The sequence below is a fragment of the Streptomyces hirsutus genome (genome assembly GCF_001418415.1).
Taxonomy (GTDB): Bacteria; Actinomycetota; Actinomycetes; order Streptomycetales; family Streptomycetaceae; genus Streptomyces; species Streptomyces hirsutus.
This window is the reverse complement of the sequence record NZ_LIQT01000153.1, coordinates 1-13,609: the sequence shown is the minus strand read 5'-3', so window position 1 is coordinate 13,609 and position 13,609 is coordinate 1. Positions and strand designations below refer to the sequence as shown.

The following is a 13,609-nucleotide window of genomic DNA, read 5'->3' as shown; positions in this document are numbered from 1 at the left end:
CCCGCCCACCTCGCAGGTGTCCACCCCGCAGGTGTCCACGCCACCGCCCGCCTGCGGGCCACCCACAACGGCCGCGCCACCACGGTCCCTCTCCTGCACAACGACGGGCCCTTCCACCTGCGCCGGCTCCGGCCCCGTGGGGAGTGGGCACGGGTCTGCGTGCTGGGCGCGATGAGCGCACCCCTCGGCGGGGACAGACTCGCGCTCGACGTCACCGCCGAGGCGCGCACCCGGCTGGAGGTGACCACGGCCGCCGCCACCATCGCCCTGCGCGGCCCCACCGCCGACCCCGCCACCTACGACGTACGGCTCACCGTCGGCGAGGACGCCTCCCTGCGCTGGCTGCCCCAGCCGCTGATCAGCACCCGGGGCAGCACCGTGCACCAGACGTACCGGGTGGAACTCGCCGGCGGCTCCCGGCTGCTCCTGCGTGAAGAGCAGCTCCTCGGACGCACCGCCGAGCCGCCGGGCCACCTGTCCACGCGGCTGACCGTGCGGCGCGACGGCCGGCCGATCCTCGACCAGCACACCGTCTACGGCGCCCCGACGCCGGCCTGGGACGGGCCCGCCGTCCTGGGCGGCCACCGCGCGACCGGCCAGCTCCTCCTCGTCGACCCCGGGCTGGACGTGCCCCCGGCAGCCGTCCTCCTCGGCGGCCCGGTGGAGGGACACTGCGTTCTGGCACCGCTCGCCGACGGCCCGGCACTGCTCGCCACCGCTGTCGCACCGACCCCCGCCCAGCTGCGCCGCCTGCTCGACACGGCTCTCGCCCGGGTGTCCGGCGCGGAGACATAGCCTGGGGCACGGCTCGGCGTACTGCTGTGAGGGGTGCGGTGCTCCGGGGCGATGACGACGCTTCGCATACGACACGTTCGACCAGGAGAAGCCTCCCGAAGAAGACCGAACGGGCGTTGCGGCGGGACACGAAGACCTCCGTGCGGTGAGTTCCCGGACAGCTCCCGCCGCACCGGGGGCTTCGCCGTGTTCAGGACCCGGCCGCCATCGCCGACGCTCGTGATCACCACACCGGGGGCACGGCCGCCGCGGCCACCGGCTGCTGCTGATGGTCACCGAGGCGTACTGCCACGGCAAGGCTCTCGGGGCCTGGGGCGGAGGGACCGGTGTTCTGGAGGCGGCCGGCCTGTCTGCGGCCTCCGTGGGCGTGGTGGTCGGCGAGCGCGCGGCCGCGGTGCTGCGGGACATGACGGATCTCCTCTCGGGCCACCGCGCCTGGGACCGTTTCACCCCCGCCGTCTGACGAGTACGCCCGGCCGGGGAGCGAGCAGGTGAGCCCGTCCGGAAACACGGCGGAAGGGGCGGCAGGAGAGTTCCGGAGTTCCGGGGACAGCGGCAGGAGAGTTCCGGAGTTCCGGGACACTCGTGCCGCCCCGACCGCGCACCGGTCGGCAGGGCCCCACCCCGCGTCCCTCGTGCCGCTTGCGTCCCCTGTGCGGCGTTGTCCACCAGTTCCTCAGCATGCGACAGCATGCACAGGGCAGGAGAGCGATCGGGGACCACTGCTCGAGTGGCAGCGTGCCGTGGGCACACCGAACCTGAATGAGGTGGGCACGCGCCTGGTGAGACGGACGAAGACCGGTCCCTGTTCGTATCCCCATGGAGGCTTCAGATGGCGACTGCTGCCGTACGGCCCGCCGATTTCGGGAGCCTGTGGACCCTGCCCGGGGTCTACGCCCCCCAGGCCGACACCTACCTGCTCGCACAGGCGCTCCACACCGAAGGCGTCACGGCGGACACGGACGTTCTCGACGTCTGCACCGGAAGCGGCGCGCTCGCTCTGTTCGCCGCGCGGACGGGGGCCCGGGTGACGGCGACCGACATCTCCTGGCGGGCGGTGCTGACCGCCCGGATGAACGCCGTCCGTGCCGGACACCGCGTCCGGGTCCGGCGCGGCGACCTCACCGGACCGGTGGCACGGCAGCGCTTCGACGTGGTGGTGAGCAACCCGCCGTACGTGCCCACGCCCCACGCGCACCGCCCCCGCCGCCACAGACCCGCGGTCGCCTGGGACGCAGGGCGCCGCGGACGGCAGACCGTCGACCGGATCTGCGCGCACGCCCGGGACGCGCTGCGACCGCACGGCGTCCTGCTCATGGTGCACTCCGGGCTCTGCGATGTGGAGGAAACGCTGCGACAGCTGACCGACAGCGGTCTGCGCTGCTCGGTGACGGACCGCTCCTACGTGCCCTTCGGTCCCGTGATCACCGAGCGGCTGCCGTGGCTGCGGGCCCAGGGCCTGATCGGCCCCGGCGAGGACAAAGAGGAACTGGTGGTCATCCGTGCCGAACGAAGCTGACCGGCCCAGGCGTGTGACCGTCGACGGCAACGGACCGATGCTGATCGAAGGACCGGTGGAGATCGTCCGGGAGGACGGCACGATCGCCACCTCCGACCGGTTCGTCGTCGCCGTCTGCACCTGCCGCCGCAGCCGCATCCTCCCGTGGTGCGACACCAGCCACCGCCGCCGCAGGAAACCCCCCGGCGCCGCGCCCCGCGAGGACGGCGACCAGCCGCACAGCCACGACCCGAAGGACACCGATGACGGCGACCACCACTGACCACAGCCCTGCCGCCGCCTCCGTGCCCGCGCCCAGGGGACCGCTCTCGGCCGGACTGTTCGCCGCCCTCGCCTCACCGGGCCAAGCCCCTCCCGAGGCGGGCGAGGCCGCGGCCGCCGACCCGTACGGGGAGGACCTGCACCTGGCCCTCCACGTGCTCTACGAGTTGCATTACCGCGGTTTCGCCGACATCGCGGAGGACCGTGAGTGGGACCCCGCGCTCATGCCCCTGCGCCGGGCCCTCGAAGAGCGCTTCCTCGGCGCCCTGCGTGCCGACGTGCCGGCCGGCCGCACCACGGACGAGGCGTTCGGCGAGCTGCTGGTGGAGTCCACCGACCACAGCGACAGCGTCGCCCACCACCTCGAGCACCACGGGGAGCTGTGGCAGATCCGGGAGTACGCCGCGCTGCGCTCGCTCTATCACCTCAAGGAGGCGGACCCCCACGCGTGGGTCATCCCCCGGCTGCGCGGACGGGCCAAGGCCGGCATGGTCGCCATCGAGTACGACGAGTTCGGTGCGGGCCGGGCCGAGAACATCCACGCCCAGCTCTTCGCCGAGCTGATGGCGGACCTGGGACTGGACACGCGCTACGGCCACTACGTGGAGGCGGCGCCCGCCTGCGCCCTCGCCGTCGTGAACGTGATGACGCTGTTCGGCCTGCACCGCGCGCTGCGCGGAGCACTGGTCGGCCACTTCGCCTGTGTCGAGGTCACCTCGTCGCCGGGCTCCCGCCGGCTCGCCGCGGCGATGCGGCGCACCGGCGCCGGCCCCGCGGCCGAGCGTTTCTACGCGGAGCACGTGGAAGCGGACGCCGTGCACGAACAGGTCGTACGCCGGGAAGTGATCGGGGGCCTGCTCGCCGACGAGCCGCACCTGGAGCCGGACGTGGCCTTCGGAGCGGATGCCACCGTCCACCTGGAGAACCGGCTGGCGTCCCATCTCCTGAAGGCATGGCGGAACGGACGGTCGGCGCTGCGTCAGCGTCGGGGATGACAGCCGGCAGCGTGTGAGGGACAGCGGCCGGGGAGTGGTGGAGCGCCCCGGCCGCCCGGCCGTCGGCGGGCGCTCAGGTCGTCCGCGGGGGCAACGGTCGCACCGCCGGGCCGTGGAGCACCTCGCCGTCGACGCCGAACCGTGAACCGTGGCAGGGGCACTCCCACGCGGTCTCCGCCTCGTTGAAGGCGACCAGGCACCCGAGATGCGTGCACCGCGCCGACACGGCGTGCACGGCTCCGCCCTCGTCGCGGTAGACGGCGCAGCGCCGCCCCTCGACGCGCACGACCGCGTCCGATCCGGGGGCGATCTCGGCGATGGAGTCCACGTGGCCGCTCTTCAGCCGGTCGCCCACGAAGTGCCGGGCGACCTCCGCCTGCTGCTTCAGCAGCGACGCGCCCTCCCGGACGGTGCTGCGCAGCCGACGAGGGTCGTAGAGTCCCGCCCACTCGGGTTCCGCGCCGGTGATCAGCGATGCCGGCAGTTGTCCGGCCATGGCGCCACCGCTCATGCCCCAGCCGCCGAACCCAGCCACCGAACCCGGTCGCCACGTACACATGGTGCGCGCCGGGAGGGAAGGGGCCCGCCAGCGGCACAGTGTCGCTGGCGTCGTTGCTGTTCCGGACCTGTGTGTGGGGTACGGACCTGCGGCGGAGTACGGACGGACGAGACCGGTCAGGCCTCGACGCCGTCCACGGCTTCGCCCGCCGGACCGCTCGCGCCGGGGACGCCGGCCGCGGGACCGACGGACCGGCCTGCCCAGGTATGGACCCGCCAGCCTTCGTCGGGGGCGCCGGAGAGGATGACGACACCGGTGTGCCGGAGCGCGTGCCGGGCCGCGAAGCCGACGTCGACGTTCTCGGCCCGCGCCGCCGCCCACATACGGATGGCGGCGCCGTGGCTGACCATGGCCACGGTCCGCGCCCCCGTGCCCGCGGCCTCCTCGACCACCGCGTCGAAGCGCCGCAGCGCCTCCACGCCGTTCTCCCCGCCCGGCATGCGCAGCCCGGTGTCTCCCGCCGACCAGGCGAAGGCGGTGGTCAGGTACGTCTCGACGGCTTGGTCGTCGCCCCGCATCTCCAGGTCGCCGGCCGACAGTTCCCGGATGCCGTCCCGCACCCGGACCTCCAGCCCCGTCCGGGCCGCCAGCGGCTCGGCGGTGAGCTGGGTGCGCAGCAGCGTGGACGCGTAGAGCGCGCCGATCTTCTCCTCCGCGAGTGCGGTGGGGAGGGCTTCCGCCTGCTCTTGGCCCAGGGGAGTCAGTGCCGGCCCCGGTGCGGCCGTGTCCAGCAGGTGCTTGAGGTTGGACGGGGTCTGACCGTGGCGGATGAGCAGCAAGCGCATGTGGACGGGCCTGTCTCCAGGAAGGTCGGTGGCGGGCTTCCACTGTGCCACCTCGAGACCACGACCCGGGCGGCGGGACCGCATGGGACCGCAGGGGGGGGCGGACGGAGAGCACCCCCCTGCGGGCGGACGCTCCGGAAGCGTCCGCCCGGGTGGTGCTCGCGGAGATCGTGGAGTTGACGCGTCGGACGCAGGAGGACGTGCGGCGCATCAGCAGTCCCGGGGCGACGTTCTCACTCGCCGACGAGTTCGGGTACGTCCAGCGGCTCCTCACCGCCTCCGGGATAGCGGTGCGCACCTCGCTGCCCCCGCATTTCCGGTGGGAGGGCGCGGTGGCGGACTGTCTGCGGTCGGTGCTGCACGAGGCGGTGGGCAAGGTGCTGGAGCACAGCCGGGCCGGGTTCTGCGAGATCGAACTCCGTACCGGCGTCGACCACATACGGCTGACCGTGCGCAACGACGGCGTCGCCGCCGGATCGGTGTCACCCCGCCCTCCGGCGACCGGAGGGCGGGGGACGGGCCTGGCAGGGCTCAAGGGTCAGGTCGTCGCACTGGGCGGAACCCTGTGTGCCGGGCCGGAGGAGCGGGAGTTCTCGGTGGCGGCGGTGCTGCCACTGGGCTGACGCCGACCTGCGGCCGGGGGCGCGATTCCCGAAGGTTTGTGGCGCTACGGGTGCAGCACCACCTTTGTGTAGCCCTCGATCCGCTTGTCGAACTTGTCGTAGGCCGACGCCGCCTGGTCCAGGGGAAGTTCGTGGGAGACGACGAAGCTGGGCTTCGCCCTGCCCTCGATGATCATGTCGCGCAGGTACCGGTTGTAGCGCTTCACGTTGCACTGTCCCGTACCCATCCGCAGGCCCTTCTCGAAGAGCTTGCCGATCGCGACGAGGAGCATGCCGTGCTTGGCCTGCTCGTCCGGGCCTCCCGGGTCGGACGGGACGTAGAGGCCGGGCACGCCGAGCGCTCCGGTGGCCCGGACCGTAGCGACGAGCGAGTTCAGGACAGTCGCCGGTTCTTCGTGGTCCGTGCCGTGCGCCGTCGCCTGGTAGCCGACGGCGTCGACGCCCTTGTCCGTGCCGACGCCCTCGGTCTGCTCCTTGATCTGCTCGGCCGGGTCGCCCTCGGCGAAGTTGATCGGAACCGCGCCGATCTCCTCGGCCTTCTGCAGCCGCTCGGGGACCCGGTCCACGGAGAAGACCTTCTTCGCGCCGCGCAGCAGCGCCGAGTAGGCGGCCATGAGCCCGACCGGCCCTGCGCCGTACACCGCAACGCTCTCGCCGGGACGCACCTGGGCGAGTTCACAGCCGTGGTAACCGGTGGGGAAGATGTCGGCGAGCAGGATGAAGTCGGTCTCGTGCTCCTGTCCCGGCGGCAGCTTCAGGCAGTTGAAGTCGGCGTAGGGAACGCGCAGGTACTCGGCCTGGCCGCCCTTCCAGGGCCCCATGGCGACGTAGCCGTACGCGCCGCCCGGGAAACCGGGGTTGACGGTCAGGCAGTAGCCGGTGAATCCCTCGACGCAGTTGTCGCAGAAGCCGCAGGCGACGTTGAAGGGCATGACCACGCGGTCGCCCTCCTTGAGCGAGGTGACGCCCTGGCCGACTTCCTCGATGATTCCCATGTTCTCGTGACCGAAGACGATGCCGGGCTCGGCGGCGGTGCGGCCCTCGTACATGTGCAGGTCGGAGCCGCATATCGCGGTGGAGCTGACCCGTACGATCACGTCGTTCGGATGCTGGATGCTGGGCTTGTCGACCTCTTCGACCGCGACGGTGAACGGTTCTTTGTACACGACGGCCTTCATGGATGCGACCTCCTGCTCGATGGCACACGTATCCGCTCGTCACGCCCCGGCCCGCTCCCCGCGTGACTCATCTCTCATGATTCTCCGGTCTGCCGGATCGGGCAAACCGGTACTCTCTGGGCATATAAGTTTTCGGCGCCGCACCAGGAAGGGAGTGACGGACTATGGCAGCCCAGAGGCTGGGAACCCTGCTCGTCCCCGTGCCAGGATTGTCAGGCACCACCTACCCGCCAGGAACAACCGTCACGGTCCGCGGGCGCGGTGCGACGGTCGACGCCTTCGTCAACGGCGACTGGCTTCCTCTGTCGTGGTGGGAATTCTCCGACGGTCTCCGCGAGGACATCGCCGACCGCTGACCGTCGCGTCGGCAGCCGGTCGTCAGGTGACCTTGACCCAGTCCAGGGTGCGTTCCACGGCCCGCTTCCAGTCCTGGTAGCCGCTCTGGCGCTGCTCCTCGCTCCATGCCGGGCTCCAGCGCTTCGACTCCTGCCAGTGCGAGCGCAGTTCGTCGGTGTCGCGCCAGAAGCCGGTGGCGAGGCCGGCGGCGTAGGCGGCGCCCAGCGCGGTGGTCTCGGCGACCACCGGACGGCTGACCGGCACACCCAGTACGTCGGCCTGGATCTGCATGCACAGGTCGTTCGCGGTCACGCCGCCGTCGACCTTGAGTACGTCCAGGTGGACGCCCGAGTCCTGTTCCATGGCATCGACCACGTCGCGGCTCTGGTAGCAGATGGCTTCCAGCGTGGCCCGTGCGATGTGGGCGCCGGTGTTGTAGCGGGCCAGGCCGACCATGGCGCCGCGGGCGTCGGAGCGCCAGTACGGGGCGAACAGGCCGGAGAAGGCCGGTACGAAGTACATCCCCCCGTTGTCGTCCACCGAACGCGCCAGCTCCTCGCTCTCCGGGGCACTCTTGATGATCTTCAGCTGGTCGCGCAGCCACTGCACGGCCGCGCCGGTGACGGCGATGGATCCCTCCAGCGCGTAGACCGCGGGGCTGCCGTCGAACTGGTACGCCACCGTCGTCAGCAGCCCGTGCTGCGAACGCACCAGCTCCGTACCGGTATTGAGCACCAGGAAGTTGCCGGTGCCGTAGGTGTTCTTGGCTTCGCCGGGGGAGAAGCAGACCTGGCCGACGGTCGCCGCCTGCTGGTCGCCGAGCACGCCGGTGATCGGCACGGCGGCACCCAGCGGCCGGGAGGTCCGGGCCTGGCCGTACGCCTCGGGATGGGACGAAGGGCAGATGGCCGGCAGCATCGCGCGCGGGATGCCGAAAATGCCCAGCAGCTCGTCGTCCCAGTCCAGGGTCTCCAGGTTCATCAGCATGGTGCGGCTGGCGTTGGTCACGTCGGTGGCGTGCACACCGCCGTTGGGTCCGCCGGTGAGGTTCCACAGCACCCAGGCGTCCGTGTTGCCGAACAGGGCGTGGCCCGCCTCGGCGGCCTCGCGCAGTCCGTCCACGTTCTCCAACAGCCACTTGATCTTGCCGCCGGAGAAGTAGGTGGCCGGCGGCAGGCCGGCCTTGTGGCGGATGACCTCGCCGTGGCCGTCGCGTTCGAGGGCGGCGGCGATGCTGTCGGTGCGCGTGTCCTGCCAGACGATGGCGTTGTAGTACGGGCGGCCGTTGCGCGGGTCCCAGACCACGGTCGTCTCGCGCTGGTTGGTGATGCCGATGGCCTTCAGATCGGTGGCCGACAGGTTTCCGGCACGGAGGGCGTTCTGGATCACCGTGTTGGTGCGCTCCCAGATCTCCACCGGGTCGTGCTCGACCCACCCCGACCGCGGCAGGATCTGGCGGTGCTCGAGCTGGTGCTTCGCCACCTCGTTCCCGTCGTGGTCGAAGATCATGAAGCGTGAACTGGTGGTGCCCTGGTCCACCGCGCCGACGAATTCGGGCATCGTGGCCACCTCTTCTCGTGGTCGTGCGGTACGACGGGCGGCGCCCGCCCACTGCTGTTACTAGGTCTCCTCGGTGGCCGGGCCTTCCTCGGACGCCCCCATCCGGGCCTTGATCACCGGACTGATGAGCAGGTCGTACACGGCGGTCCCCAGGAGTCCGCCGACGAGGGGGCCGACGATGGGGATCCACCAGTAGCCGCTGAACCATTCGAATGACCCGGGTAGGGCGATGGCACCCCAGCCTTCGAAGAAGGTGAAAAGTCGTGGACCGAAGTCGCGTGCGGGATTGATCGCGTATCCGGCGTTGGTGCCGAACGCCAGACCGATCGCGACGACCACCAGACCGATGAGAAACGGGTGGAGATTCGACATCGGAGCGGTATTGCGGGTGTCGATGAGCGCGCAGATCAGCAGCAGCAGAATCCCGGTGCCCACGATTTGGTCGAGCAAGGGGCCCCACCAGGAATCTCCGAAGTATTCGGCGGGGAATGTGGCGAAGATCGAGTAGGTCGCCAGTGATTCGTCCCGAGGAATCCCCGCCTTGACATTGGCCGCGTCGATCGCCCACCGGTAGCACGCGTAGACGAGCGCGGCGGCGACGAAGGCGCCCGCGACCTGCGCCAGCCAGTAGGGCAGGACCTTCCGCCAGGGGAAGCCCCTCCATGCGGCGAAGCTCAGAGTCACCGCGGGATTGAGGTGGGCGCCGCTGATACCGCCGGCCACATACACGCCGAACACCACGGCGAGACCCCAGCCCCACGAAATGATGAGCCAGTTGGCGGGACCGAAGTCCACTGTTTGCCGACCTGATCCGGGCAGGCCGACGACGGCAACGGCCACCGACCCGATACCAAATAGAAGCAGGACGAACGTCCCCAGGAACTCTGCGATCATCTCACCGGCGAGACCTTTTCGGTAACCACGTCGATGGGCTATGCGTTCAGCCATCGGTTCTCCTCGGCTGGAATGGCGCAGGCTTGTCCTCCCCATTACCGGAAACCTATGTCAGTCGGGTGGATTCTGCTTGCGCGGCGCCGAATTTCCCTCCCATGGAGTAATGGCGCCTTTCCGTTCCCGGCCCGAGGTGATCCGGCCCGAGGCGATCCGGCCCGGGTGGCGAGCGGAACCGGGGGGAGGCGTTCAGCCGGGTGGCGCCGCCCTCACGGGGTACCGGCTCAGCCGACGATCGGTGAGACGGCGACGCATCCGGCCATGGAGACCGCGCCCGCGCCGGACTCCCCGGCCGGCGTCCTGCCCCTTCCGCGGCCCTCCTGCTGCCAGAGTTGAGCGCGGTCGGCCGCCGGGTCGCGCGTCGGCCGGGTCCGAGGAACCGGTGGAAGGCGGAGGAACGACTGGTGGCGGCGAAAGAGCATCGCGTGGGCGTTCTGGTGTTCGACGACATGAAGATGCTCGACCTGTCCGGGCCGGCGGAAGTCTTCAGCGAGGCCAACCGGTACGGGGCGAACTACCGGCTGAGCGTGGTCTCGGTCGACGGGAACCCGGTGCGCACGTCCATCGGCCTGCGGGTGCCGGTGGACTCGGACACGGCGTCGGCACCCGCCTTCGACACCCTGCTGGTCGCAGGTGGTGACCTGCTGCCGGTCCGCCCCGTCGAGCCGGACCTCCGCGCGGCCGCCCTCCGGCTCGCGGGCGGCGCCGGACGGGTCGCCTCGATCTGCACCGGCGCGTTCATCCTGGCCGGGGCGGGACTGCTGGACGGCAGACGCGCGACCACGCACTGGCAGCACACCGCGTTGCTGGCCCGCAGCTATCCGTCGACGCGGGTGGAACCGGACGCCCTCTACGTGAAGGACGGTTCGATCTACACCTCGGCCGGGGTCACCGCGGGGATCGACCTGGCGCTGGCTCTGCTGGAGGAGGACCACGGCCCCGGCCTGGCCCGCGACGTCGCCCGCTCACTGGTGGTCTTCATGCAGCGGCCGGGCGGACAGTCGCAGTTCTCCGCCTCGCTCCAGGGCCCCGCGCCCCGGACCCCGGTCCTGCGGCTGATCCAGGACCTCGTGCAGGCCGACCCGGCCGCCGACCACACCCCGGAGACGCTCGCGGAACGGGCCCGGGTCAGCCCCCGGCACCTGACCCGCATGTTCCGCACCGAACTGAGGACCACGCCGATGAAATACGTGGAACTGATCCGCTTCGACATGGCCAAGGCCCTCCTCGACTCCGGACACGGCGCCACCGAAGCCGCCTTGCTGTCGGGTTTCCCCAGCTACGAGAGCCTGCGGCGCGCCTTCGCCCGCCACCTCGGTGTGTCACCGACCCGCTACCGGGACCGCTTCACCACCACCAGCCCCGCACCTCGCCGCCGCCGCGCCGTCCCGCCTGCCGATCCGGACGGCCGCGAGGGGGCGTGACCGTTTCCGAGGTGTTGTCGGCCGTCCGGTAGCGGACACGGCGGGCGGTTCCGGCGGAGAGTGGAAGGACAGCAGACCACCGACGTCACCGTTTCCCAGGGAGGCCACCGTGACCGAGAAGATCGCCGGCATCGAGATCCCCGACAGCAAGCTCGCCCAGGACGCCACCGAACTGATCCGCGACACCACCCCGCCGCTGATCTTCCACCACTCCCGGCGGGTCTACCTCTTCGGCAGCCTCCAGGCCCGGGCCCTGGGCATCCGGCCCGACCCGGAGCTGCTGTACGTGGCGGCACTCTTCCACGACACGGGTCTGGTGCCGCCGTACCGCAGCGACGACCAGCGGTTCGAGATGGACGGCGCGGACCAGGCACGTGCCTTCCTGCTCAGCCATGACATCCCGGCCGGCGACGCGGACACGGTGTGGACGGCCGTCGCCCTGCACACCACGCCGGAGGTGCCGTACAAGATGGCTCCCGAGATCGCGGCCACCACCGCGGGCGTCGAGACCGACGTCCTCGGGCTGCGCCTGGCGAACATCAGCCGGACCGAGATCGACGAGGTCACCGCCGCGCATCCCCGCCCCGACTTCAAGCAGCAGATCCTGCAGGCGTTCACGGACGGCTTCAAGCACCGCCCCGACACCACCTTCGGCACGGTCAACGCGGACGTGCTGGAACACTTCGTCCCCGGCTTCCGCCGCACCGACTTCGTCGAGGTCATCCAGAACTCCGCCTGGCCGGAGTGACCGCACCTCTCGGAGCCGCCCACCGAGCCGGCCGGACGCCTTACTCCGTCACCGGTCGCCCCGCTGCCCGCGGGGCGACCGGGATCGCGTCGTGAGCGGAGCGGCAGCCTGGGCGGCAGGCGGGGCGGTCGGGCCCTCTTCCGGGCCGACGGGAGCGCGGGCAGGGATGGTGCGTGCCCTCGCCAGTTCTTCCACCCCTGGCGCCCCGACGCTCCCGACGCCCCGGTACCCCCGGATGCTCCTGAGCGGGCCTTGCTGATGAACCGGTAAAGCCGAGAATGTCTCCGTGCTGCCCGTGGTCATCCGGTCGATGTCACGGCAGCGCTCTGCGGAACGTCCTCCGCCTGCGCTTTTCCTGAAACGGCTCCGGTGCTTCGAGTACGGGGCCGGGGTGTACTAGACCGGTTCAGATACCTGCCGTTAGTTTGAGCGGAGCCGTACACGAGAGGGCCGGACCGTCCTGCTGAAGGAGCCGTTCATGAAGGAAGCCGTCCAGCTCACCGAGGGATGGAACCTCGTCCACGACGGGAGCCCTCTACCCGCTCAGGTCCCCGGCTGTGTGCACGTCGACCTGCTCGCGGCCGGCCTGATCCCGGACCCCTGCGTCGGGCTGAACGAGTCCGAGGTGGCCTGGGTGGGCCGCCGGGCCTGGACCTACACCCGGGAACTGGCGCCCGGCGAGACGGCCGCGGACCGCCACGAGCGGACCGACCTGGTCTTCGACGGCCTCGACACCGCCGCCGTGATCACCCTCGACGGGTACGAGCTCGGCCGGACCCGGAACATGCACCGGCGCCACCGCTTCGACGTCACGGGCCGCCACGGCCCGCTGCACGTCGCGTTCACCTCCGCCTACGAGGAGGCCGCGGCGGTGCGCGCGCTGACCGGGGAACGGCCCAACGCCTACCCCGAGCCGTTCCAGTACATCCGCAGGATGGCGTGCGGCTTCGGCTGGGACTGGGGGCCGACGCTGGTCACCGCCGGGATCTGGCGCCCGGTCCGGCTGGAGCACTGGTCGACGGCGCGTCTGGCGACCGTCCGCCCCCTGGTGACGGTCCGCGACGGCCTGGGCAGGGTGGAGGTGCGCGTCGACGTCGAGCGCACCGGGCGGGGCGCGGACCACCGCCTGGAGGTACGCGCCGCGGTGGGCGGCGCGCAGGCCCGTGCCGCGGTGGACGGGACCGGGGCGGTGCTGACCCTCGACGTACCCGACCCGCGGCTGTGGTGGCCGCGAGGATACGGCGAACAGCCGCTGTACGACCTGGAGGTGACCCTCGTCGACCAGGGAGCGGCAACCGCCGAAACCCCCGCGGAGGACCGGCCGCTCGACTCCTGGACGCGCCGGATCGGGTTCCGCGACGTGACCCTCGACCGCTCACCGGACGAACACGGCACCGCGTTCACCTTCGTCGTCAACGGCTTACCGGTCTTCGCCCGCGGCGTGAACTGGATTCCTGACGACGTCTTCCCCGCCCGCGTCACCCCCGAGCGCTACCGCACGCGGCTGCGCCAGGCCGCCGACGCCGGCGTGGACCTGGTGCGGATCTGGGGCGGAGGCATCTACGAGGACGACGCCTTCTACGACCTCTGCGACGAGCTGGGCCTCATGGTCTGGCAGGACTTCCTCTTCGCCTGTGCCGCCTACCCGGAGGAACAGCCCCTGCGCGGCGAGGTGGAGGCCGAGGCGCGGGACAACGTGGTCCGGCTCATGCCGCACCCGAGCCTCGTCCTGTGGAACGGCAACAACGAGAACCTGTGGGGGTTCCGCGACTGGGACTGGGAGCCCGGACTGCGGGGCGACTCCTGGGGCGGCGGGTACTACCTGGACCTGCTGCCCCGCGTCGTCGCCGAACTCGACCCCACCCGCCCCTACAC

14 protein-coding genes and 1 pseudogene are annotated in these 13,609 nt (G+C 71.2%); 10 read left to right on the top strand and 5 right to left on the bottom strand.

Going from position 1 to position 13,609, the window contains the following annotated elements:
• The 5 genes from AOK11_RS12205 to AOK11_RS12185 form a co-directional block, all read left to right on the top strand.
• On the top strand, nt 1–795 hold a 795-nt coding region (locus AOK11_RS12205), incomplete at its 5' end, for an urease accessory protein UreD (RefSeq protein ID WP_055593698.1).
• A gap of 259 nt (nt 796–1,054) precedes the next feature.
• The gene (locus tag AOK11_RS12200; protein WP_338058922.1) at nt 1,055–1,258 is read left to right on the top strand and encodes a hypothetical protein; all 204 of its coding nucleotides are present in this window, start codon (nt 1,055–1,057) and stop codon (nt 1,256–1,258) included.
• A 369-nt stretch (nt 1,259–1,627) separates the two neighbouring features.
• Nucleotides 1,628–2,314 (top strand): HemK2/MTQ2 family protein methyltransferase, encoded by a 687-nt coding sequence (locus tag AOK11_RS12195; RefSeq protein ID WP_055593696.1) that lies wholly within the window; start codon nt 1,628–1,630, stop codon nt 2,312–2,314.
• Entirely contained in the window at nt 2,298–2,576 is a 279-nt protein-coding gene (locus AOK11_RS12190) for a CDGSH iron-sulfur domain-containing protein (protein ID WP_055593695.1), read from the top strand. Before AOK11_RS12195 ends, AOK11_RS12190 begins: the two co-directional genes overlap by 17 nt.
• Nucleotides 2,557–3,570: an iron-containing redox enzyme family protein gene (locus AOK11_RS12185; protein ID WP_055593694.1), complete on the top strand. Its 1,014-nt coding sequence runs from the start codon at nt 2,557–2,559 to the stop codon at nt 3,568–3,570. Before AOK11_RS12190 ends, AOK11_RS12185 begins: the two co-directional genes overlap by 20 nt.
• A gap of 73 nt (nt 3,571–3,643) precedes the next feature.
• Here AOK11_RS12185 and AOK11_RS12180 read toward each other — a convergent pair.
• Nucleotides 3,644–4,184, bottom strand: a pseudogene (locus AOK11_RS12180) (Rieske 2Fe-2S domain-containing protein); the annotation flags it as partial.
• Between the two features lie 61 nt (nt 4,185–4,245).
• Nucleotides 4,246–4,914 (bottom strand): histidine phosphatase family protein, encoded by a 669-nt coding sequence (locus AOK11_RS12175; protein ID WP_055593693.1) that lies wholly within the window; start codon nt 4,912–4,914, stop codon nt 4,246–4,248.
• 170 nt (nt 4,915–5,084) lie between these two features.
• Between AOK11_RS12175 and AOK11_RS12170 the strand changes: the two genes are divergently transcribed.
• Complete coding sequence (locus AOK11_RS12170; RefSeq protein WP_157869333.1) at nt 5,085–5,537, top strand: sensor histidine kinase; 453 nt, start codon at nt 5,085–5,087, stop codon at nt 5,535–5,537.
• Nucleotides 5,538–5,581: 44 nt separating this feature from the next.
• On the opposite strand, the gene AOK11_RS12165 is transcribed toward AOK11_RS12170, so the two are convergent.
• The gene (locus AOK11_RS12165; protein ID WP_055593691.1) at nt 5,582–6,715 is read right to left on the bottom strand and encodes a glutathione-independent formaldehyde dehydrogenase; all 1,134 of its coding nucleotides are present in this window, start codon (nt 6,713–6,715) and stop codon (nt 5,582–5,584) included.
• A gap of 164 nt (nt 6,716–6,879) precedes the next feature.
• Here AOK11_RS12165 and AOK11_RS12160 point away from each other — a divergent pair, with 164 nt between their 5' ends.
• Nucleotides 6,880–7,071 (top strand): hypothetical protein, encoded by a 192-nt coding sequence (locus AOK11_RS12160; protein ID WP_030931808.1) that lies wholly within the window; start codon nt 6,880–6,882, stop codon nt 7,069–7,071.
• Nucleotides 7,072–7,093: 22 nt separating this feature from the next.
• On the opposite strand, the gene glpK is transcribed toward AOK11_RS12160, so the two are convergent.
• Both glpK and AOK11_RS12150 read right to left on the bottom strand, forming a co-directional pair.
• Nucleotides 7,094–8,611 (bottom strand): glycerol kinase GlpK, encoded by a 1,518-nt coding sequence (gene glpK / locus AOK11_RS12155; protein ID WP_055593699.1) that lies wholly within the window; start codon nt 8,609–8,611, stop codon nt 7,094–7,096.
• Nucleotides 8,612–8,671: 60 nt separating this feature from the next.
• Nucleotides 8,672–9,559 carry an MIP/aquaporin family protein gene (locus AOK11_RS12150; protein WP_055593690.1) on the bottom strand — a complete coding sequence of 296 codons (888 nt, stop codon included), beginning with the start codon at nt 9,557–9,559 and terminating at the stop codon, nt 8,672–8,674.
• Nucleotides 9,560–9,987: 428 nt separating this feature from the next.
• Between AOK11_RS12150 and AOK11_RS12145 the strand changes: the two genes are divergently transcribed.
• From AOK11_RS12145 to AOK11_RS12135, 3 genes are all read left to right on the top strand, one after another.
• Nucleotides 9,988–10,986, top strand: a complete 999-nt coding sequence (locus AOK11_RS12145; RefSeq protein ID WP_055593689.1) for a GlxA family transcriptional regulator — start codon at nt 9,988–9,990, stop codon at nt 10,984–10,986.
• Between the two features lie 109 nt (nt 10,987–11,095).
• Nucleotides 11,096–11,734 (top strand): HD domain-containing protein, encoded by a 639-nt coding sequence (locus AOK11_RS12140; protein WP_055593688.1) that lies wholly within the window; start codon nt 11,096–11,098, stop codon nt 11,732–11,734.
• Nucleotides 11,735–12,212: 478 nt separating this feature from the next.
• Nucleotides 12,213–13,609, top strand: a 1,397-nt coding sequence (locus tag AOK11_RS12135; protein WP_420902984.1) for a glycoside hydrolase family 2 protein, incomplete at its 3' end; no start/stop codon positions are given.

Bases quoted from the DNA above. Each gene is read 5' to 3' on its own strand.
- AOK11_RS12195 (WP_055593696.1), top strand. From the start codon at position 1,628: ATGGCGACTGCTGCCGTACGGCCCGCCGATTTCGGGAGCCTGTGGACC.
- AOK11_RS12150 (WP_055593690.1), bottom strand. From the start codon at position 9,559: ATGGCTGAACGCATAGCCCATCGACGTGGTTACCGAAAAGGTCTCGCC.
- glpK (WP_055593699.1), bottom strand. From the start codon at position 8,611: ATGCCCGAATTCGTCGGCGCGGTGGACCAGGGCACCACCAGTTCACGC.
- AOK11_RS12185 (WP_055593694.1), top strand. From the start codon at position 2,557: ATGACGGCGACCACCACTGACCACAGCCCTGCCGCCGCCTCCGTGCCC.
- AOK11_RS12165 (WP_055593691.1), bottom strand. From the start codon at position 6,715: ATGAAGGCCGTCGTGTACAAAGAACCGTTCACCGTCGCGGTCGAAGAG.
- AOK11_RS12160 (WP_030931808.1), top strand. From the start codon at position 6,880: ATGGCAGCCCAGAGGCTGGGAACCCTGCTCGTCCCCGTGCCAGGATTG.
- AOK11_RS12175 (WP_055593693.1), bottom strand. From the start codon at position 4,914: ATGCGCTTGCTGCTCATCCGCCACGGTCAGACCCCGTCCAACCTCAAG.